This is a genomic window from Paenarthrobacter sp. NCHU4564 (genome assembly GCF_052156435.1).
In the GTDB taxonomy this organism is placed as follows: Bacteria; Actinomycetota; Actinomycetes; order Actinomycetales; family Micrococcaceae; genus Arthrobacter.
The window spans coordinates 195,702-214,136 of the sequence record NZ_JBQLIS010000005.1; the positions used below are offsets into that span (position 1 = coordinate 195,702).

Annotated in this window: 16 protein-coding genes; 6 read left to right on the top strand and 10 right to left on the bottom strand. The window is 65.3% G+C overall.

Annotated elements, in window-relative coordinates:
* Positions 1-134 precede the first annotated feature (134 nt).
* Positions 135-1,280 (bottom strand): TIGR01906 family membrane protein, encoded by a 1,146-nt coding sequence (locus ACSVIE_RS07635; protein ID WP_442423484.1) that lies wholly within the window; start codon positions 1,278-1,280, stop codon positions 135-137.
* Between the two features lie 140 nt (positions 1,281-1,420).
* Positions 1,421-2,413 (bottom strand): stage II sporulation protein M, encoded by a 993-nt coding sequence (locus ACSVIE_RS07640; protein ID WP_426006536.1) that lies wholly within the window; start codon positions 2,411-2,413, stop codon positions 1,421-1,423.
* Between the two features lie 114 nt (positions 2,414-2,527).
* Here ACSVIE_RS07640 and ACSVIE_RS07645 point away from each other — a divergent pair, with 114 nt between their 5' ends.
* Positions 2,528-3,331, top strand: coding sequence for an RDD family protein (locus ACSVIE_RS07645; RefSeq protein WP_426006534.1), 804 nt, complete (start codon positions 2,528-2,530; stop codon positions 3,329-3,331).
* A gap of 8 nt (positions 3,332-3,339) precedes the next feature.
* Here ACSVIE_RS07645 and ACSVIE_RS07650 read toward each other — a convergent pair whose 3' ends face one another.
* The 4 genes from ACSVIE_RS07650 to ACSVIE_RS07665 form a co-directional block, all read right to left on the bottom strand.
* Positions 3,340-4,560, bottom strand: a complete 1,221-nt coding sequence (locus ACSVIE_RS07650) for an Ig-like domain-containing protein (RefSeq protein ID WP_426006532.1) — start codon at positions 4,558-4,560, stop codon at positions 3,340-3,342.
* A gap of 107 nt (positions 4,561-4,667) precedes the next feature.
* Positions 4,668-6,146 (bottom strand): adenosylhomocysteinase, encoded by a 1,479-nt coding sequence (ahcY, locus tag ACSVIE_RS07655; protein WP_442423485.1) that lies wholly within the window; start codon positions 6,144-6,146, stop codon positions 4,668-4,670.
* A 42-nt stretch (positions 6,147-6,188) separates the two neighbouring features.
* Positions 6,189-6,395, bottom strand: coding sequence for a Trm112 family protein (locus tag ACSVIE_RS07660; RefSeq protein WP_426006529.1), 207 nt, complete (start codon positions 6,393-6,395; stop codon positions 6,189-6,191).
* 112 nt (positions 6,396-6,507) lie between these two features.
* The gene (locus tag ACSVIE_RS07665) at positions 6,508-6,903 is read right to left on the bottom strand and encodes a DUF3499 domain-containing protein (protein WP_426006527.1); all 396 of its coding nucleotides are present in this window, start codon (positions 6,901-6,903) and stop codon (positions 6,508-6,510) included.
* 121 nt (positions 6,904-7,024) lie between these two features.
* Here ACSVIE_RS07665 and ACSVIE_RS07670 point away from each other — a divergent pair, with 121 nt between their 5' ends.
* A complete protein-coding gene (locus tag ACSVIE_RS07670; RefSeq protein ID WP_442423486.1) occupies positions 7,025-7,543 on the top strand; it encodes a metallopeptidase family protein in 519 nt (172 codons plus the stop codon).
* Positions 7,544-7,570: 27 nt separating this feature from the next.
* Here the strand turns inward: ACSVIE_RS07670 and ACSVIE_RS07675 are convergent, their stop codons facing one another.
* The 3 genes from ACSVIE_RS07675 to ACSVIE_RS07685 are packed head-to-tail and all read right to left on the bottom strand — an operon-like array spanning position 7,571 to position 13,222.
* Complete coding sequence (locus ACSVIE_RS07675) at positions 7,571-9,328, bottom strand: DUF5719 family protein (protein WP_442423487.1); 1,758 nt, start codon at positions 9,326-9,328, stop codon at positions 7,571-7,573.
* Positions 9,291-12,647: a glycosyltransferase family 2 protein gene (locus ACSVIE_RS07680; RefSeq protein ID WP_442423488.1), complete on the bottom strand. Its 3,357-nt coding sequence runs from the start codon at positions 12,645-12,647 to the stop codon at positions 9,291-9,293. Before ACSVIE_RS07680 ends, ACSVIE_RS07675 begins: the two co-directional genes overlap by 38 nt.
* A 29-nt stretch (positions 12,648-12,676) precedes the next feature.
* Positions 12,677-13,222: a WhiB family transcriptional regulator gene (locus tag ACSVIE_RS07685; protein WP_426006520.1), complete on the bottom strand. Its 546-nt coding sequence runs from the start codon at positions 13,220-13,222 to the stop codon at positions 12,677-12,679.
* Between the two features lie 368 nt (positions 13,223-13,590).
* On the opposite strand from ACSVIE_RS07685, the gene ACSVIE_RS07690 reads away from it, so the two are divergent.
* On the top strand, positions 13,591-14,286 hold the full coding sequence (locus tag ACSVIE_RS07690) for a TIGR03089 family protein (RefSeq protein ID WP_426006518.1): 696 nt from the start codon (positions 13,591-13,593) through the stop codon (positions 14,284-14,286).
* Here ACSVIE_RS07690 and ACSVIE_RS07695 read toward each other — a convergent pair.
* Complete coding sequence (locus ACSVIE_RS07695; protein ID WP_442423489.1) at positions 14,273-14,845, bottom strand: GtrA family protein; 573 nt, start codon at positions 14,843-14,845, stop codon at positions 14,273-14,275. The two genes, ACSVIE_RS07690 and ACSVIE_RS07695, sit on opposite strands and share 14 nt — an antisense overlap.
* A 240-nt stretch (positions 14,846-15,085) precedes the next feature.
* Between ACSVIE_RS07695 and ACSVIE_RS07700 the strand changes: the two genes are divergently transcribed.
* Genes ACSVIE_RS07700 through ACSVIE_RS07710 form a run of 3 tightly spaced genes read left to right on the top strand, consistent with a single transcriptional unit; the run spans position 15,086 to position 18,425 of the window.
* A complete protein-coding gene (locus ACSVIE_RS07700; protein WP_426007504.1) occupies positions 15,086-16,225 on the top strand; it encodes a 5-(carboxyamino)imidazole ribonucleotide synthase in 1,140 nt (379 codons plus the stop codon).
* Positions 16,222-16,785: a 5-(carboxyamino)imidazole ribonucleotide mutase gene (gene purE / locus ACSVIE_RS07705; RefSeq protein ID WP_426006514.1), complete on the top strand. Its 564-nt coding sequence runs from the start codon at positions 16,222-16,224 to the stop codon at positions 16,783-16,785. The genes ACSVIE_RS07700 and purE overlap by 4 nt, the downstream gene beginning before the upstream one ends.
* 11 nt (positions 16,786-16,796) lie before the next feature.
* The gene (locus tag ACSVIE_RS07710; RefSeq protein ID WP_442423490.1) at positions 16,797-18,425 is read left to right on the top strand and encodes an LCP family protein; all 1,629 of its coding nucleotides are present in this window, start codon (positions 16,797-16,799) and stop codon (positions 18,423-18,425) included.
* Positions 18,426-18,435 lie beyond the last annotated feature (10 nt).

Sequence of the window (18,435 nt, forward strand, 5' to 3'; positions counted from 1 at the left end):
CGCCGTTGTCTTCAGCTCCGTAGCTCCGAACGGCGAACTACGGGCGCTATTCCTGAACCGGGTGCGAGGGCTCGTCAAGCAACTCCGAACGAAACGGAAGAGGCTGCACCCGGATATTCGTAAGCTGTGAATGGCTAGCGGACGCCGGCCACCTCAGGGCCCTCCTCCGGAGCCTCATCGTTTTCCTCTTTGCCTTCTTGCTTCGCGCCCAACCCACGGCGCTTCCGCGTGGGCCAGGTCAGGATGAAGGTCAGCGTCGCTGCCAGGAAGACCAGTGCAGCTATCACGATCCCCGCGTCCACCCAGAACTGTCCCGGGAACAAGCGGATGAGGGTGTCCTCCAAGGCGAAGGTCCATGTGCCGCTGGCGAAGAAGATGCGGTGGAACTCGGTGAAGAAGGTCTGCCAGCTCAGCGTGGCAAGGACGGCCAAGCCGATGATGATGGCCAGCGTGACGATTGATCCTGCGAACAGGCCACGCCGTACGCCGCCTTGGCTCCGCTTCCGCAAGTACAGGATGGCGATGATGCTGAGGATGATGAGGAGCAGTCCCGCGCCGAAGGACGACAGTATGACCAGCTTGACGTCGGCCATGTGGGCAACTTCGCTGTCCTTGAACAGCTTTCCGCCATCCTGGTTGACCAGCCCGCCCAAGTATCGCGGGCCGGCCCAGTTACTGAGGTAGTCCACGGCGTAGGATCCGTAGGTCATGCGGTCGTCCGTGCTGAAGCCGTAGCCGTCGCCAGGGAATCCCGGCCGGTTGTACTCCACCCAAAGGAAGAGCGGACTGGTGACGGCCCGGACTGCGAGAACGAGCAGGATGATGGGGTAGAAAACGGCGAGGAGGACCTGGAAGATGCGCGGACCCAGGGGTTTGACCTTGGCTGCCTGCTCCCGTTCAGCGTTGCGGCGGGCGACTTCGTCCTCCGGTGGCCGCACCTGGAGCGCCGACGTCGGCAGTGACTCAGAGTAGTGCCGCGGTTGTTCTCCGGTGGCCGCTACGGTGTCGGCAAAGAGCGGTGGTTCGGGTTCAGCATCCGCGGCTTCGGCAGCTTTGCGGTCGGCACGGCTTTCGGGCTGTCCGGTCACAGCTTGCCCTGGCGCCTGCCCCGAATCGGGCACAGTGGACGAGGCAGCCGCTGCGGGCCCGGCGGAGGCCGGAGAAGCTGCCGCGGAAGAACCACTGGATGATTTCGGCTTCATCCAGTCAAAGGCCGGTTCCTCGGTGTCGTCATGGACGTCCGTATCCGGTTCCTGTGGTTTGGGGGTCTTCTCGCTCACAGCGTTTCCACTTCCGTAGGCATCGACCGGCATTCGAACATTGCCGGCTCTCTTGTCTGCATTCGAGCCTACAGTCAGGGCTTGCTCTGACACGCTCTGCCACCCCGCAGGCCGCCACATTGAAACGCAACTGTAAGGTGCTAGGCAGCGATGCCGCGGTACCCGGCGTCGTGGGCGTCCAGGTCGCCGGTGGCGCCGGAGCGGAAAGCCCTGCGTCCCAAAACCAGGGTATAGACCCAGTACGCGGCGAGCACCAGCGCGCCGATCGCGATCTTCGCCCAGACAGGCAGCGGGCTTGGCGTGACGAAGCCTTCCACCACGCCGGACACCAGCAGGACCAGCACGAGCCCCAAAGCCACGGTGATCAGCGAGCGCCCTTCGTCGGCCACCGCCTGCATCCGCGTCCGCGGCCCCGGGCGGACCATGGCCCAGAAAATCCTCAGGCCGGCTGCGCAGGCAATGAACACGGCCGTGAGTTCCATGAGCCCGTGGGGAAGGATGTAGCTGAAGAAGATCTCCAATTTCCCGGTGGCCACGAACAGGCCCGCGGCGACTCCGACGCCCTGGGCGTTGAGGAACAGGATCATGGGGACCCAGAAGCCGGTGATGCCAAAGGCAACGGCTTGCGCGGAAATCCAGGCATTGTTCGTCCAGACCGCGCCGGCGAAGGAGGCAGCAGGGTTCTCGGAGTAGTAATCGATAAAGTCTTCCTCCACATAGCGGCGGACTTCTTCCTCGCTCGCCACCGCGCGCAGCGCCTCTGTGGACGTTCCGATCCAGAAGGCGTAGGCACTTCCGACCACAACGAAGAACACCCCGCACCACACCGTCAGCCAGCGGATGCGGTAGAAAGCCGCCGGGAGGGAGATCACGAAGAACCGGGCCAGGTCCTCCATGAAGTTGGAACGGGCACCGGTGAAGCGGGTGCGGGCCTGCGCCAGCGCTGCGGACAACGACGACGACACGGCCGATTCCGGTGCCACCGACCGTATGAGTGAAAGGTGCGCAGAAACTGTCTGATACAGGCGCAGCAGTTCGTCGGCTTCAGCCCCGGTCAGCCTGCGCTTATGGGCCAGCAGCGTGAGCCGCGACCATTTTTCCCCATGCACCGCCGAGAAGGCATCGATGTCCACGCCACCACACTAATCCCTGCCGGCCCGGGGGCGTCCATCCGGAGGCAGAGATAGACTCGTGCTGCAGGGGTCGGTATCAGCCGGACCCGGACAAAGCAGAACCGGGGGGCGGTCTTGAGTTCGATCATCACTGGCGAGGCAGTTGTCCTGGAACTTCGCCCGGCCTCATTCGCCGCGAGGGCCCTTGGCCTCATCCTGGATGTCATCGTCCACGTGATTCTGCTGGTCGTGCTCATCATCCTCATCGCCATGGCCTCAGAAGACTGGGACGAGGCCGCCATGCGGGCTGCGATCATCTTCAGCGTGGTCTTTTCCTTCGTGATCGTGCCGGTCACAGTGGAGACGCTCACCCGCGGGCGGTCGTTGGGCAAGCTGGCTGCCGGACTCAGGATCGTGCGCGACGACGGCGGCGCCATCCGCTTCCGGCATGCCGTCATCCGGGGGCTCCTTGGATTCCTGGAGGTCTACCTGACGTTCGGAGGCCTGGCCATCGCTGTGGCGCTGTTCAACGAGCGGTCCAAGCGCCTTGGCGACGTTGTTGCCGGTACCTACTCCCTCCGGCAGCGCGTCCCCTCGGTGCCGCGGATCCTGCCGGCGGCCCCGCCCTACCTGCAGGCATGGGTATCCATGGCCGATATCGGGAGGGTGCCGGACGCCACCGCGCGGCGTGCGGGTACTTTTGTGCAGCAGGCTTATTTGATGGCACCAACCTCGCGCAGCAGGATGGCCGGATCGCTGGCCACTGAACTGGCAGGTTTCGTGGCTCCTCCCCCGCCCGCCGGCACACTTCCCGAGGACTACATCGGGGCAGTGCTCGGGGAGCGCCGCAACCGTGAACTCAACCGCCTGCGCCAGGCCGAGCAACGCAATTCATCCGTTGGCGCCCGGCTGAGCCGCCTTCCGTTCACTGACGGTTAGGCAGCGGCTTACCTCTGGGCGTAGGAGGCCCAGGGAATGTTCCAGTCCCCGAAGCCCTCCAGCGGCTCAACCGCGGGGGCTCCCGTATTGAGGATCTGCACCACATCGCCGGTCTTCATATTGTTGAAGAACCACGCGGCGTCCTTGGGCAGCAGGCCCACACAGCCGTGCGAGACGTTGGCCACGCCGATGGAACTCCATGCAGCTTCGAGTGCCTGGTGGACGTAGACCCCGGACCAGGTGAGGCGGTTGGCGTACTCCACCACCAACGGCGGGTAGTACCCTTTGTCTCCGGGCTTCAGGCCGATGGTCCCGGCATTGAAGTTGGAATGCCGCTCCTGTTCCATGATGACGGCGTACCCGGTAGGCGACAACCAGTCCTCGCCGCCCAGGGAAACCGGAGCCGTATGCGCCAACTGCCCGTCGATGTAGACGTTCATGGTCTTGGTCTTGTCGTCCACTACGGCAATGCGCTGCGGCCCGGTGGTGAAGGTGGAGGTGACGTCTCCGTTTCCGATCATGCCGTTGCCGAAGTCCACGCCCAGCAGTTTCATGTCCACAGTGACCGTGGTTCCCGCAGCCCAGAAGGCCTCAGGACGGATCCGCACCTTCTTGTCCGAGTACCAGTGCCACGCCACCGGCTGGCCGGAGGAAACGGTGATGCCTACCCGCTTCTCCATGGCCGCCTTGTCCAGCACAGGTTCACTGAAGTTGATTTCAATGGGCTGCCCGGTCCCGGCCACGGCACCATTGCGCGGGTAGATCGAAGCATCTGCCTCGTACGCCGCAGATACCGTGGTGAAGGTCTGGGTCTTCCTGGTTTCCTTGCCTGCGGTATCCACCACAGTAAAGGAGTAGCTGTATTGGGTTTTGAACTGCAAAACCTCCTGGGTGGTCCAGGTAGTGCCGTCGGGACCCGTGGTGCCCTTGACCGGTTCCCCGCCGCCCACAGGGGCCAGGACGACATCCTTGATCTTGCCGTTGACGGCCTTGATCTGCGGGCCGACCACTGGATTCCATTCGACGGCTCCGTCCAAGGGCGTAACACCCAGTTCAACGGGCTTGGCCTCCGGCGTGGGGGTCGGCTGCGCGGTGGTGGCGCTGTTGGTTCCGGACCCCGGCAGCAGACCCGGGATGGTGGCAACGCCGACACCGCCTGCGGCTATGGCAGCGCAGATCCCCACGATCGCGAGGATCCTGCCCGTTTTGCGCTTGGCGACTTCCGTCATGGTTTCCGTCTTCCTGTCCCCCGGCAAGCAATACTGAACATCCAATTCTAGCCGAAAGGCCGGCAACGCCTGGTCAGCGTGTCCGGCCCTTCGGGTGTTTCAGGCTATTAGTAGCGGTAGTGCTCCGGCTTGTACGGGCCTGCAACGTCCAGGTCCAGGTATTCAGCCTGTTCCTTGCTCAGCTCGGTCAACTCGACGCCCAGCGCGGCAAGGTGGAGGCGTGCGACCTTCTCGTCCAGGATCTTGGGGAGGACGTACACCTGTTTTTCGTACTCACGTTCGCCGGCCGGCTGGTCCTTCTTGGTCCAGAGTTCGATCTGCGCGATGGTCTGGTTTGCAAACGAGTTGCTCATCACGAAGGACGGGTGGCCCGTGGCGTTGCCCAGGTTCAGCAGTCGACCTTCGGACAGGACGATGATCGAGCGTTCGTTGTCAGACCCGGAGTCGAAGACCCATTCGTGGACCTGCGGCTTGATCTCGACCTTCTTCACGCCGGGAACCTTCGCCAGGCCGGCAATGTCGATCTCGTTGTCGAAGTGGCCGATGTTGCCCACGATCGCCTTGTTCTTCATGCCCACCATGTGCTCGGCCAGGATGACGTCCTTGTTGCCGGTGGTGGTGATGAAGATGTCGCCCTGGGCCAGGACGGATTCGAGCCTGGCAACCTGGTAGCCGTCCATGGCGGCCTGCAATGCGCAGATGGGGTCGATCTCGGTGACCACCACGCGGGAACCCTGGCCCCGCAGCGCTTCCGCGGCGCCCTTGCCGACGTCGCCATAGCCACACACGACGGCGACCTTGCCGCCCATAAGGACATCGGTGGCACGGTTGATGCCGTCCGGCAGAGAGTGGCGGATTCCATACTTGTTGTCGAACTTGCTCTTGGTCACGGAGTCGTTGACATTGATGGCCGGGAACAGCAGCCTGCCCTGCTCAGCCAACTGGTAAAGCCGGTGGACACCCGTGGTGGTTTCCTCGGTGACGCCCTGGATTTTTGCCGCCGTCCGGGTCCACTTCTGCGGATCTTCGGCGAGGGTCCGGCGCAGAACGCCCAGGATGATGGCGTATTCCTCGGGGTCATCCTCCGTGGCGGCTGGAACGGCGCCGGCAGCCTCGAACTCCACGCCCTTGTGCAGCAGGAGCGTCGCGTCTCCACCGTCGTCGAGGATCATGTTGGGGCCCAGTTCCGGGTTGCTGTCCGCGCCCGGCCACGTGAGGATCTGCTCGGCCGTCCACCAGTATTCCTCCAGGGTTTCGCCCTTCCAGGCGAACACGGGAACACCCTGCGGGTCCGCGGGGGTGCCCTTCCCAACAACGACGGCGGCAGCGGCCTCGTCCTGCGTGGAGAAGATGTTGCAGGAAGCCCAGCGGACCTCGGCACCCAAAGCCGTGAGGGTCTCAATCAGCACCGCGGTCTGCACGGTCATGTGCAGTGAACCGGCGATGCGTGCCCCCGCGAGCGGCTGCGAAGGGCCGAATTCCTCCCGCAGGGACATCAAGCCGGGCATCTCATGCTCCGCGAGGCGGATCTGGTGGCGGCCGGCCTCGGCAAGGTTGATGTCGGCCACTTTGTAGTCGAAAGTCATGGAAGTCCTTAGGGGGTACCGTGTGGTTTTGGTGGAGGAAAGTCAGGCGTGCGGGCCGGATGCAGCGTCAGCCGCGGCGCGCAGTTCCGGCGGCAGGAGCAGGGGAATTCCGTCTTCGATTCCGTAGCGGACCGGCTTGCCATCCTTGGCGGCGGTGGTGGACACGAGTTCCTCGCCCTCCTGGACCAGCGGCGAACCCGTCACGGGGCAGCGCAGGATGGACAAGAGTTCAGGACTGACCTTAGGCATGGATGATGCTCCCTGGGTGGCGCCGTTGTGCGCCGCTGGCGGATTTATCTGCAGATTCCAGCCTACCGCGCACCATCACGCCGCACGGAGCCGGCGATGTAATACATGCAGGTCAGGACGGCTCGCGCAGGATACGGAGGTGGCCCCGGCGGGTTCCTTCAGCCACTGGCGCTTCAACAGGCGGGTGGCTGGTGCGGATGGGCGTTTCGGGCGCCGACGATGCGGCTTCCCGGACGGCGTTGGCCAAGGCCAGCAAGTCGTCGGGTCCTGGTTGGGGTGGCGTCCCGGGCATGGCAAGCCGGAGGACTTCCCAGCCCCTGGGTACGGTCAGTGTTTCTGCGTGCTGGGCGCACAGGTCATAGGCATGGGGCTCGGCGTAGGTGGCCAGGGGTCCCAGAACGGCCGTGGAATCGGCATACACGTACGTCAGAGTTGCCACCGCGGACTGGCGGCAGGCTGACCTTGAACACTGGCGAATAGCACCCACAACATCCCAGATTAGCGCCATTGGACACCGGAACCGTGCATTGGCCCCCTGCGACGCGGTGTCATGACGCAGGCGTTGGCCGCTACGGCGCGGCAGTACCCATGGTGTCGCGTTGGGCGATTCGCCGGACTAAAGTCGATATATGCAGTCACAGCCACATGTTCCCGGCTTCCAGGTCCGGTGGGCTGACGCCGATGGCGATCAGGCAAAGGGACTCGTTCGCTCCGAGGCCCGGGGTTTCCGCCGGCGCCGGCGGAACCGTCACGGCCGGGGATTGCGGGGAGAACTGATGCTTCCGAGCCTTCCGGGTTTCCGGACACGGGCCGAGCGCTTTGATGACATGGTCCTGGACTCCGCCGAGCGCCTCCAGGACATGTGGGGAAAGCAGTTGGACGGCGTATTGTTCGCCGTTGATGAGATTCCGCCCAACCTCGAGCAGCTCGTTTCAGCAGGAACTGCGGCCCCGATGGGCGCCTACACGCCGGGAGGCCGCGGAGAGCCCCCCATGATCACGGTGTACCGCCGCGTGGTTGAGCAAACGGCCGGAACCCGCGACGAGCTGCAGGACCTGGTCCACGACGTCGTGGTGGAGTACACGGCCGAGATGCTCGGGGTACCGCCGGAAACGCTGGATCCTGTGTACCGCCGTCGTTATCAATAACAACGGCGGAACAGCCGGCCCGCAGGCTCAGTAGCCCACCGACACCGGGACCTTCTCCAGTCCTGCGGCGGCATCCTGGATAGCCACCACCGAAACGTCGTTGCGTCCTTGCTTGCCCAGGAAAAGCGCCCCGTACACAGGGTCGCCCGAGGCGGAGACCACATACCCGGCGACAACAGCTTCACCGGATTTCGCCGGCAACTCGATCATGGACGTCGTACCGCCCGAGATGTCCACATCGACTGCCTTGCCTACTGCACCGTCGTCCGTCACGGGTGCGTAGCTCACGGTTGCGCGGCCTTCGGGCACTCCGAAAGCCAGGAAACGCTGGCCGTCCCGGGGCACGGCCACCAGGTGCTGGCTGCCAAGCCGCGAGGACGACGGCGACCATGCGAAGTCCGTAGCCTCCTCAGCGTTGGAGCCGCGGGCGACCCTGGTGGAGGCCACGAAGGAAACATCCGAACTCGCCGCCACCGTGTAGCTTCCGGCTGGGACGCCATCGAGGTTGAGGGTAGCCACCGTTCCGCCCTTCACCGTCACAACTCCCCCACTGGGGAGCTTGCGTTCGCCGTTGGCTCCATACAACCGGACCTGCACTACAGCGTCAGCTGTTCCCGGCACGGCAATCTGGAGCGCGGGCACGGCGTCCGGGAATCCGGCCTTCCCGCTGAGCGCCTTCAGCGCTGCCGGGTCCTGGATGTCGACGCCGGCCATCACCTGGAGATTGGCGGGCCCGTTTCCCGGTGCCAGGAATTCAACCCCGCCCGGAACCAGGCCCCGCAGGACGCTCTGCTGGACCGTGGCAGCCACCGGTCCACCGGTGCTGCGCACGCGAACGGCCAGTTGGGCCTCGCCCGGGGCGAGTCCGGCGAGGTTCACCGAGCGCGTGGTGCCCGGGGCTACGAGGAGGCCCCTCGCCCCGGGCGCCTGGATCTGTCCCTGGTACCCGAAGAGGTCCAGGCTGACTGTGGCCGGGGTTTCGGACGCGTTGCTGACGTTCAGGACGGCCGTGCGGCCCAGGGAGGTGTTCGCTCCGAGCAGCCACGAGTCATTCCCGGGCTGCTGGCACGGGGCAACTGCCGAACCGCGCAAGTCACCGTCTGTAGCGGAGTAGCTGAGATTGGCCGCAAGGGACGCCTGCTCGTTGCCGATGGGGTCCGCACCCACCACGGCCGGGGCCGTGACAGGGCTGATGGACGCCGTACCGGCAGCAAGGACCGGAGGACCGGCCGTAGGCGAAGGAGTGCTCGTGGGTGCCTTGGCGATCTCGGCAACCTGGTCTCCGGCAAGCGACGTCACCTTGGTACCCGGGACTGTACCGGCGGGGTTGCTGAGCACTACGGCGTTGAGTGCACTGGATGCCGTGGTGGAGACAGGGCTGAAATCGGCGTCCGTGCCCACCACGGTTCCGCTGACCAGGCGTGCCTGTTCCGGGCAGACCCCCAGCGAGCGGCCAGCAGGGACATCGGCTTGCCTGATGTCCGTGGCGGTGCCACCGGAAGGCTGGGGAACCATGGTGGCGGCGGCCACCGCACCACCCCCGGCAGCAAGGATCACTACTGCGGACAACACGCCTGTCACCACTCCCGTTCGGGAGCCGCGGCCGCTTCTGCTGCCGTTCCGGGACTCCGGCCGGGTTTCGCTGGAACCGCGGGCGCGCTTTTGCCGGGCGTCTTCGGGCCGGGCGGCCTTTACGGGCCGCCCGTCATCCGGCGTGGGGGTTTGGCCGACCGTCTTCCGGGGGTCGTCAGACACTGCTGTACTCCTTACGGAGGGACACTTCATCCCTCGACATGCCCGTTCGGGAACGGCGCGCCGGCATGGGTACGGCCAGCAACGCGGTGAGTCCGAAGACGGCGGCCTGCAGGATTTCCAGCCACGGCGCCCAGGGACTCGTGTACCGGATTTCCAACTCTCCGCCTCCTGCGGGAAGTTCAAAAGCCTGCGACCAGCCCACTGTTGCCGGCTTCAGTCCGCGGCCATCCAGGGTCGCGGTCCAGCCCGGGTCTGCCCGCTCAGCCAAGACCACCCGCCGGCCTTCCGCGCCGGGAGCAAGGTCGGCTTCCACCGTAATCTCCTCCGAGGGGAGCGTTCCGATGACAGCACCCTCCGCATCCACGATCCTGGCGCGGTACGCGGTGTCCGCGGCTGCACCTGATGACTCCCCGCGCGGTGTGACCCGCCACAGCCAGCCCGCATTCGTCTGGCCGACGGCCACCAGGCCAGGGACGGCGTCGATCCTGCTCGCGGTGAGCTGTGCTGCGTTGTCGGCTGCCTTGAGCACCACGAAGCCGACGCCCAGCTGTTCCAGGTCGGCACGGGGATCGACGTCGCTGCTCGCCACGATCGTGGCAACGGCGCGTCGCATGGAGGAGGTCGCGGCGTCGTCGGTGGTGATTTCCTCACGGCCCGGAGCGCCCATGATCGTCCGGGCAGATGCAATGGTGGACAAGGTGTCCAGTGTGGTTCCCGCGTCCCGCATCAGCGAGGAGGTGTATGCTCCCTGCTCACCACTGGTGATCACCAGGGTCCGCGTCCGCTCCGGCCCCGTCCCGCGGTCGACGGCGGTGGCAGGCAGGGTGCTGCTCTCCACCGGCCACACCAAGCGGGCCGCGCCGAGGGATCCCGGCGGCGTATCCGGGTTATCGGAAGCTCCCCCTTGCGCGGCTGGCTGGGAGCCGGTGACCGGGCGCTCGGCAATGTTATTGCCCGCCCATGCGGTCATCGCCGCGAGCGGTCCCGCTATAAGGACCATGACCACCGCTCCGGAGGCCGTACGCCGCAGAGGCAAGCGCCAACGAGCGCCGTCAGTGTTCCTTCCCGCAGCACCGGCAAAGATCTTCTCTGCCCCGAGGAGGGCGGCCCCCAGGAACATCATCATGGCCACAGAGACTGCCGGGCCCGTAAAGGGTCCCACAATGACATCGTTGTTGACCCCGGTGGCAACGTGGCCGACCAGCCAGTTGCTGGCCAGGGTGCCCAGGGCCACGAGCCAGAAAACCCGGACCAGCGTGGCCCGCTTGCCCGGAACGAACAATGCAGCCACAGCGAGCAGGACCACCGGCGCACCAACCAGGATCGCAAGGATCAGCGCCCATGGCACAGCGCCGGGTCCCAAGGCACCCAAGCCGGTCAGGCCGCCGTCGGACTCGAATGCCAGAGGCTGGCCCAGGACCTGCTGCCACAGCGGAGCGGCCTCGAAGGTGAGCGGAAGACCTGGATCTGCAAGCAGGGACCGCGGTCGGTCCAGCACGGACACAACATAAGGAACAAACAACGCGAGGCTGGGAAGGAGGGACCACCACAGTGTCCTGCCGCGGTGGCCGAGGACCACGGCTGCCAGCACAATCGCTACCGTGATCGGGCCCAGCAAGGACGGAGCCGACGCCGAGATCGCGGCCATGGCCAGGCCAGCAGCAGCGGCAGCAGTCCATGACGGTGTTCCATTCACTCCCGGCTTGCCCCGGAGCGGCTGGGGCCGGCGACCGGCCGTGACCCCGGACGTCGCTGCCGACCTCGGCTGCACTATCCCCGAGCCGGAGGCACGCATCAGCGCCAGCAGCAGCAGCGGCATGAGAAGGTGGGCGATCAGCGCACCAAGGCGGCCTTCATTGAGGGCCGCCAGCAGGGCAGGTGCGCCCGCCCAGACAAGTGCAGCAACAGTCCGGTAGCGGCGTTTGGTGGTCAGGGCCCCGGCGGCAAACCACGCCGCCACGGCTGAGAGCGGCATGGCCAGGACAAGGAGCCAGATGATGGCGGCGTTGCCGTCTCCAGCACCAAGAATCGACAGGACCCACAGGACGTAGCCGAAGGGATCACCGTGACCGGGAAGTCCTGCTCCCAGGGGGATCCACCAGGTAGACGCGTTGGCCCAGATGTCACCCGGAGCAGCTGACACGGGAAGGAGGGCACCGCCGGCAGCGGCCTGGGACCGCAGGAGGCCCAGGAATCCCACCAAGGCTGCGGCGAGGGCGATCACGGCCGCCGTTACCGCGCCGGTTCCCACCCATCCGCGTTCGTTGGTTGCCAGCGCCGCGAAATCGTCTGCGGCGTCGCCACTGGGTTCCGGCGCCAAGAGGTCCGTGACGGCCGGGCTGTCCTCGCCGGGACGGATGGCTTCCAGCAAGGACCGGCGGTTCGCCCGAACCTCCCGGGACGGCTTCTGCAGCCCACGGACCTGGGAACGCGGAACCGCACGGGTACGTGCGGCCGTACGCCGGCCACGGGCGATGGCCGCGGGACGCGACAAAGCTGCGATGGTGGCTGTGAATTGCGAGAAACCGTAACCGGGTTCCTTGACGAGGATGCTGAGCAGCAACCGGATCAAAGCACCGAGCGCGGCTCCGACACCTTGGAACGGGACATTCCACCACTGCGTGTGCTTGAGCCGCATATGGATCTGGGCTTTACGGGCGGCCGATGGGGTGCCCAGCCCGTGCGGCCGGTTCTCCACATGGAACATCCGTGCGTTGGGAACCACTACAACACGGTTGCCGGCAAGCCAGTTGCGCCAGCAGAAATCGACGTCGTCACCGCTGCCGGGCAAGGCCGGGTCGAACCCCTGCAGGTGCTCCCAGACATCGCGGCGCACCAGCATACCGGCCGAGTTCACGGCGAAGGTGTCCGTACGGGCGTCATACTGCCCTTGGTCGACCTCGTCTGCATCAATCAGGGTGAGCCGTTCAGCCCATCGGCTGGTGGACAAGCCAACGTCCACCAGGTGGCGCTCGTTGTCCCAGCCAAGCTGCTTGCAACCGGCCACAGTGACGGATGTGGTGCGCTCCACGGCGTGCAGCAGTTCGGCCAAAGCGTCGGGCGCCGGTGCGGCGTCGTCGTGAAGCAGCCAGATCCATTCCACGGTCTCCGGGCGCGGACCGCCTGCGGGCGCCAACTCCCGCAGCCCGGCCTGGACTGCGGCGCCGAACCCGGTTTTGGGATGCGCGAAGGCAGTGACGTTGCCGGCGCCCAGCGCTTCACGGAGCAGTTCCGGGGAGTTGTCGGAGGATCCTGTATCAACGCCAATGGCGGCATCTGCCGAACGCGTCTGGTTCGACAGAGCCGCCAAGGTCCTGGGGAGATAGTCGCCGCCGTTGTGCGCAACCACGACGGCGGTGACGCGTACTTCCTTAAGAATCAGACCGCTCGCTTCCTCAGCCGGCGGCGCTCACGCTCAGAGAGGCCGCCCCAAATACCGAACCGCTCATCATTCGCGAGAGCATACTCAAGGCACTGCGACCGGACGTTGCACGCCCCGCAGACCTTCTTGGCGTCCCTCGTGGAACCGCCCTTCTCCGGGAAGAAAGCCTCCGGATCAGTCTGGGCACACAGTGCGTCGGTCTGCCATCCCAGCTCGCCTTCGTCATCGAAGCCGTCCTGCGTGGGGAGGCCGATCCAGACCGGCTGCCCCGGGTTTTCGAGCGGCCGGTGCAGCTCCATGGGAGGATCGTCGAGATCCTCGTCACCGCCATCGGGCAAATCCCCGATCAAAGCCTCATGTGCGGCCAGAAGGGCAGTTGCCTGGTCCTCCAGCGACTGCTGCACGTTCTGGTTGTATTTTTCTGCCGCTTCCGGATCCGCCGGGTCCACATACCAATCCCCCGGCACCTCCCGCGATCGGTACTTGACCGACGCGTGTTCTGCGACGACTGCATCTTCCTGGATACGCAACGCTTGCCCCATGGCGTCCCTCCTGAGTTTGCAGCTGCTGCCTGAATGTCTTTCAGATTCCCGGCGGTGTTCCGGTCCTCTATGCAGCGGCGTTGATTACTAATTACACGTGTGTAACTACCCGCCAGTCAAGCCGCGCCGGGATAATAATCAAGGTTTTGTAGAAACGTGGGATGCGCCACGCCCAACAATTTTCGGCGTGCCGCCGGGCGCGTCGCTGCGAAAAACGGAAGCCTTACGCCACTTGGCTGAACATTCGCTGAATTTCCGGCGCCGTGGACGTTCACTACCCTGTCCGCAGGCCTTCACGTCGGAACCTTATGTGCGGCATCTCACAGGAGCGCGGGTCCCGGCCAGCCGCTCCGTGCCAAGATGGACCCATGAGCATCCCGGCAGCAGACCTGATGACCGCCCTTCGTTCCGGACATTCAACGTCACCACGGCTGACCTGGTACGGACCGGATTCCGAGCGCGTGGAGCTATCCGGACGTGTCCTGGACAACTGGGTGGCAAAAACCAGCAACCTGCTGCAGGACGAACTCGATGCCGAACCAGGAACATCCGTGAGGCTGGACCTGCCCGCGCATTGGAAATCGTTCGTCTGGGCGCTGGCTGCCTGGCAGTTGGGCATGGAGGTGGTTTTCGACGATACCGCTGCGGACCTGTTGGTCACTGACACTCCCGACGGCGGTGCCGGAGGCCGCTACGACGCGGTGGTCGCCGTGCCACTGGCGGCACTGGCCATGCGCTGGCCCGGCGAGCTGCCGGCCGGCGTCGTGGACTACGCAGCGGAAGTACGCTCCCACGGTGACGTGTTCATGGCCCATAACGAGCCGGAAACCGGGCGCGGAGCCGTCCGAAGCGGCGCGGCGCACCGTCACGAGGAACTGCTCGACGGCTTCGCCACCGCCCAGGACACCGGCGTACGACTGCTGGTGAAGGCGTCCGAAGGACTGGAAGCAGGATTGGCCGCCGCTTTGGGCGCATGGAAACAGGACGGGTCAGTGGTGCTGGTCCATCCGGACGTTCCGGTGACTGAACACCTTCTGGAGAACGAGCGCGTCAGCCGTTCTTGACCGAAGGCAGTTCCCCGGTGTGCGGTGCGGCAGCGACGGTATCGACAGCGCCCGTCCGGGGCTTGTGGTGCAGGTCGATTATCTCGTGGTCGTGCGAGTACGCGGGCTCTGCATCCAGTTCTTCGTTGAAGACCCAGAAACGGTAGGCGAAGAAACGGAAGATGGTGCCGAGGATCAGGCCGACCACGCTGCCTGCGATGAACAGCGAGAATTTGTCGTTGAGTTCAAGGATGTACTTGGCCACCCAGACGCAACCTGAGGCAATGAGCAGGCCCACGAAGTTCATGATGGCGAACAGCACGGCTTCGCGGACCACGTTGGCCTGCTTGCGGTGGCGGAACGTCCAGAACCGGTTGGCCACCCACGAGAAAATACTGGCCACGATGGTGGCAATGGCCTTGGCCCACACTTCGCTGCCATGCATCGGCCCGGAAAAAAGCCAGATGAAGACAGCGGAGTCGATGACGAAGGCAACACCGCCCACGGCGCCGAACTTGGCTACCTCACGCCAAAAAAGCGAGGCAAGTCCGCGGATGCGATCTGCAAGTGTGGTGATCATGACCCTCCAGGCCGTTGTAAAGATGGGCCAGTGGGCCACGTCCATTTTAGCGCCCATTTCCAAACGTTGCCCGGGACAAGGCTGGGAGAACGCCCGGAAAGCAGGCCCGGCGGCATTTAATACAGCCTCGAAAATTGCCCGGGAGGGCGGCAGAATAAGTGATCCAGCCGCCGGTTCGGTAGGCTGAACCTTGTGACTTTTCCAGTAATCGGCGTTGTTGGCGGCGGCCAGCTCGCCCGCATGATGGCCCCGCCCGCTACCGCTTTGGGCTTCGAACTGCGTGTACTTGCCGAGGGTGAGGACGTATCAGCCGTCCCCGCCGTGGCAACCGCGCCGGTCGGAGATTACAAGGACCTGGATACCCTGTTGGAGTTCGCCAAAGGCGTGGACGTCCTGACTTTCGACCACGAGCACGTCCCCACGGACCACTTGCGTGCCCTCCTGGACGCCGGCGTCAACGTGCAGCCCGGTCCGGATGCCCTGGTGAACGCCCAGGACAAGCTGGTCATGCGGGCAGCGATTGACCGTTTGGGCCTGCCCAACCCCGAATGGTCTGCGGTCGGCACCGTGGAAGACCTTGTGGAGTTCGGCGACAAGATCGGCTGGCCCGTTGTCCTGAAGACCCCTCGCGGCGGATACGACGGCAAGGGCGTCAGGATTGTAGATTCCGCCGATGAGGCGGCCGGCACTGCGGACTGGTTCCAGTCCATGAGCCCCCTGCTCGCAGAAGCCAAGGTGGACTTCAGCCGTGAACTCTCGGCCCTGGTTGCACGCACGCCAGGTGGCGAGTCCCGCGCCTGGCCGGTGGTGCACACCATCCAGGTGGACGGTGTCTGCGATGAGGTCATCGCTCCGGCCCAGAACATCCCGGTGGAGGTCGCCGCGGCTGCAGAGGAAGCCGCGTTGAGGATCGCCAACGAGCTCGGCGTCACCGGTGTCATGGCAGCAGAGCTGTTCGAAACACCCGGGGTCGGCGCAGGCTTCCTGATCAACGAACTCGCCATGCGCCCGCACAACACCGGCCACTGGACCCAGGACGGTGCCATCACCAGCCAGTTCGAACAGCACCTGCGCGCGGTCCTGGACCTGCCCCTGGGAGCCACGGACGCGTTGGCGCCCGTGACGGTCATGAAGAACTTCCTTGGCGGCGACAACCAGGATCTTTTCAGCGCTTTCCCCCTGGCCCTGGCGTACGAACCTGCAGCCAAGGTCCACTGCTACGGGAAATCCGTGCGCCCGGGACGCAAGATCGGGCACGTCAACCTTGTTGGCTCCGCAGCATCGGATGCGGACTCCGTCCGCCAACGCGCAACCGCCGTGGCAAACATCATCCGCGACGGCCGCGGACCGGCATCGACAACCCTCGAGGAGACCGAATGACGTCAGCAGCTCCAGCCCCCCTCGTAGGGCTCGTCATGGGCTCGGACTCGGACTGGCCCGTCATGGAAGCCGCGGCAGACGCCCTGGCCGAGTTCGGCATTCCGTTCGAAGCAGATGTTGTCTCCGCGCACCGCATGCCCACGGAGATGATCCGGTATGGGCAGACAGCGCATGAGCGCGGCCTGCGCGTGATCATCGCCGGTGCCGGCGGAGCCGCGCACTTGCCCGGCATGCTGGCATCGGTAACCCCTCTTCCCGTGATCGGCGTCCCCGTTCCGCTGAAGACGCTCGATGGCATGGACTCGCTGTTGTCGATCGTCCAGATGCCCGCCGGCGTACCGGTGGCCACGGTGTCGATTGCCGGAGCACGCAACGCCGGCCTGCTGGCTGTCCGCATGCTTGCTTCAGGAACCGATGAGCTCGCCACCCGCCTCCGCGAAGACCTGCAGCGCTTCGCCCAGGAGCTGAACGACGTTGCCACGAAGAAGGGCGAGAACCTGCGCAACAAGGTGGAAGAGGTCTTCTCCCCTGCCAACGCCTCGGGCCGGAGCAGCCGCTAGGAAGGCAGCGGATGACCACCATGCACAAGAATCCGAATCAGTCCGGCGGTGCCCTGACTGATCCTGTCCGCTATCCGTCCGGGGCCAGCGCTCCGGTACGGACCAAGCGCGCCTTCGTGCTGGTCCTCATGACCCTCTTCATTCCCGGGAGCGCCCAGATTGTGGCCGGCGACCGGAAGCTCGGGCGCACGGCCCTGCGCGTCACCCTGACCGTGTGGGCACTGGGCATCCTGACCCTGGTCATCGCCGCGGTAAACCGGACCATGCTGTTGAGCATCGTGACCCATCCGGTGGGGTCGCTGGTGATCATTGTTGTCCTGGTGGCTTTGGCGCTGGGCTGGGCGTTCCTGTTCCTGAATACCTTGCGCATCATCCGGCCCGCCCTCCTGGCCCCCGGTATGCGGCCCATCATCGCCGTGGTCCTCGCGGTGGCCACCCTTGCCGCCAGTGGTTCACTGGGATATCTGGCCTATGTGCTGAACGTCAGTCGCAATGCGATCGGCAGCATCTTCAATGCCGGCCCCGCCATCGATCCCGTGGACGGCCGCTACAACTTCCTCATGATGGGCGGCGACGCCGGAGACGACAGGACCGGCCGCCGTCCGGACAGCCTGTCCGTCATCAGCGTGGACGCCAAAACCGGCGAAAGCGCCATCATCTCAGTGCCCCGCAACCTGCAGAACGCGCAGTTCAGTGAGGACTCGCCGATGCGCCAGGTCTACCCGGATGGCTACAACTGCGGCAATGAATGCCTGATCAACGCCGTCAATACAGAGGTCACCAACAACTACCAGGACCTGTACCCGGGCGTGGCCGACCCCGGCGCGCAGGCAACGCTTGAAGCCGTCTCCGGGACCCTTGGCATCACTGTCCAGGCCTACGTCCTGGTGGACATGGATGGTTTCGCCAAGCTGATCGACGCCATGGGCGGCATCCGCATCAAGGCCGGCGGCTGGGTTCCCATCAGTGGTCCCGTGACCGACGAGGCCAACGGCATCCACGGCATGCCCGACGGCTGGATCCCCGCCGGCGACGTCCACCTCAACGGTTTCCAGGCGCTCTGGTACGGGCGGTCCCGTGAATTCGTGGATGACTACGCCCGCATCGCCCGCCAACAGTGCGTGCAGCAAGCCATGCTCAGGCAGTTGGATCCGGCCACGTTGCTGACCAAGTTCGAGGACATTGCCAATGCAGGCACCAAGGTGGTGGACTCCAACATCTCCTCCGGCCAGCTCGGCAGTTTCGTAGACCTCGCCCTGAAGTCCAAGAACCAGCCCGTCAAGCGCCTCACTATCGGGCCGCCGGACTTCGATGCGTCGTTCTCCACCGTGCCGGACTTCGACCTCATCCACGCGCGGGTGCAGGAACTGCTCACCCCCTCAGCCACGCCGAAGGCGAATGACTCCCTGGTGACGGACGGCTCCCCGGGAGCATCCGCTGTCATGGCCGGTGGCGACCTCGCTGCAGGCCTGCCTGCCGGACAGCTGCCGTCGCCGGGTTCGACTGACTTCACCCCGGTCACCACCACGCCCGATGGAACCCCCATCACGGAAGAGCTGCTTAATGGCCTCAAGGCCCAGGGTGATGAGCAGGGCATCCGCGACCTCGTGGCAACCAACGGGCAGTGCGCTCCCCTATAGGCCCCGCAGC

Coding starts and splice junctions, on each gene's coding strand:
- ACSVIE_RS07650 (WP_426006532.1), bottom strand. CDS start 4,560: ATGACGGAAGTCGCCAAGCGCAAAACGGGCAGGATCCTCGCGATCGTG.
- ahcY (WP_442423485.1), bottom strand. CDS start 6,146: ATGACTTTCGACTACAAAGTGGCCGACATCAACCTTGCCGAGGCCGGC.
- ACSVIE_RS07660 (WP_426006529.1), bottom strand. CDS start 6,395: ATGCCTAAGGTCAGTCCTGAACTCTTGTCCATCCTGCGCTGCCCCGTG.
- ACSVIE_RS07665 (WP_426006527.1), bottom strand. CDS start 6,903: ATGGCGCTAATCTGGGATGTTGTGGGTGCTATTCGCCAGTGTTCAAGG.
- ACSVIE_RS07670 (WP_442423486.1), top strand. CDS start 7,025: ATGCAGTCACAGCCACATGTTCCCGGCTTCCAGGTCCGGTGGGCTGAC.
- ACSVIE_RS07675 (WP_442423487.1), bottom strand. CDS start 9,328: ATGAAGTGTCCCTCCGTAAGGAGTACAGCAGTGTCTGACGACCCCCGG.
- ACSVIE_RS07685 (WP_426006520.1), bottom strand. CDS start 13,222: ATGGGGCAAGCGTTGCGTATCCAGGAAGATGCAGTCGTCGCAGAACAC.
- ACSVIE_RS07690 (WP_426006518.1), top strand. CDS start 13,591: ATGAGCATCCCGGCAGCAGACCTGATGACCGCCCTTCGTTCCGGACAT.
- ACSVIE_RS07695 (WP_442423489.1), bottom strand. CDS start 14,845: ATGATCACCACACTTGCAGATCGCATCCGCGGACTTGCCTCGCTTTTT.
- ACSVIE_RS07700 (WP_426007504.1), top strand. CDS start 15,086: ATGATGGCCCCGCCCGCTACCGCTTTGGGCTTCGAACTGCGTGTACTT.
- purE (WP_426006514.1), top strand. CDS start 16,222: ATGACGTCAGCAGCTCCAGCCCCCCTCGTAGGGCTCGTCATGGGCTCG.
- ACSVIE_RS07710 (WP_442423490.1), top strand. CDS start 16,797: ATGACCACCATGCACAAGAATCCGAATCAGTCCGGCGGTGCCCTGACT.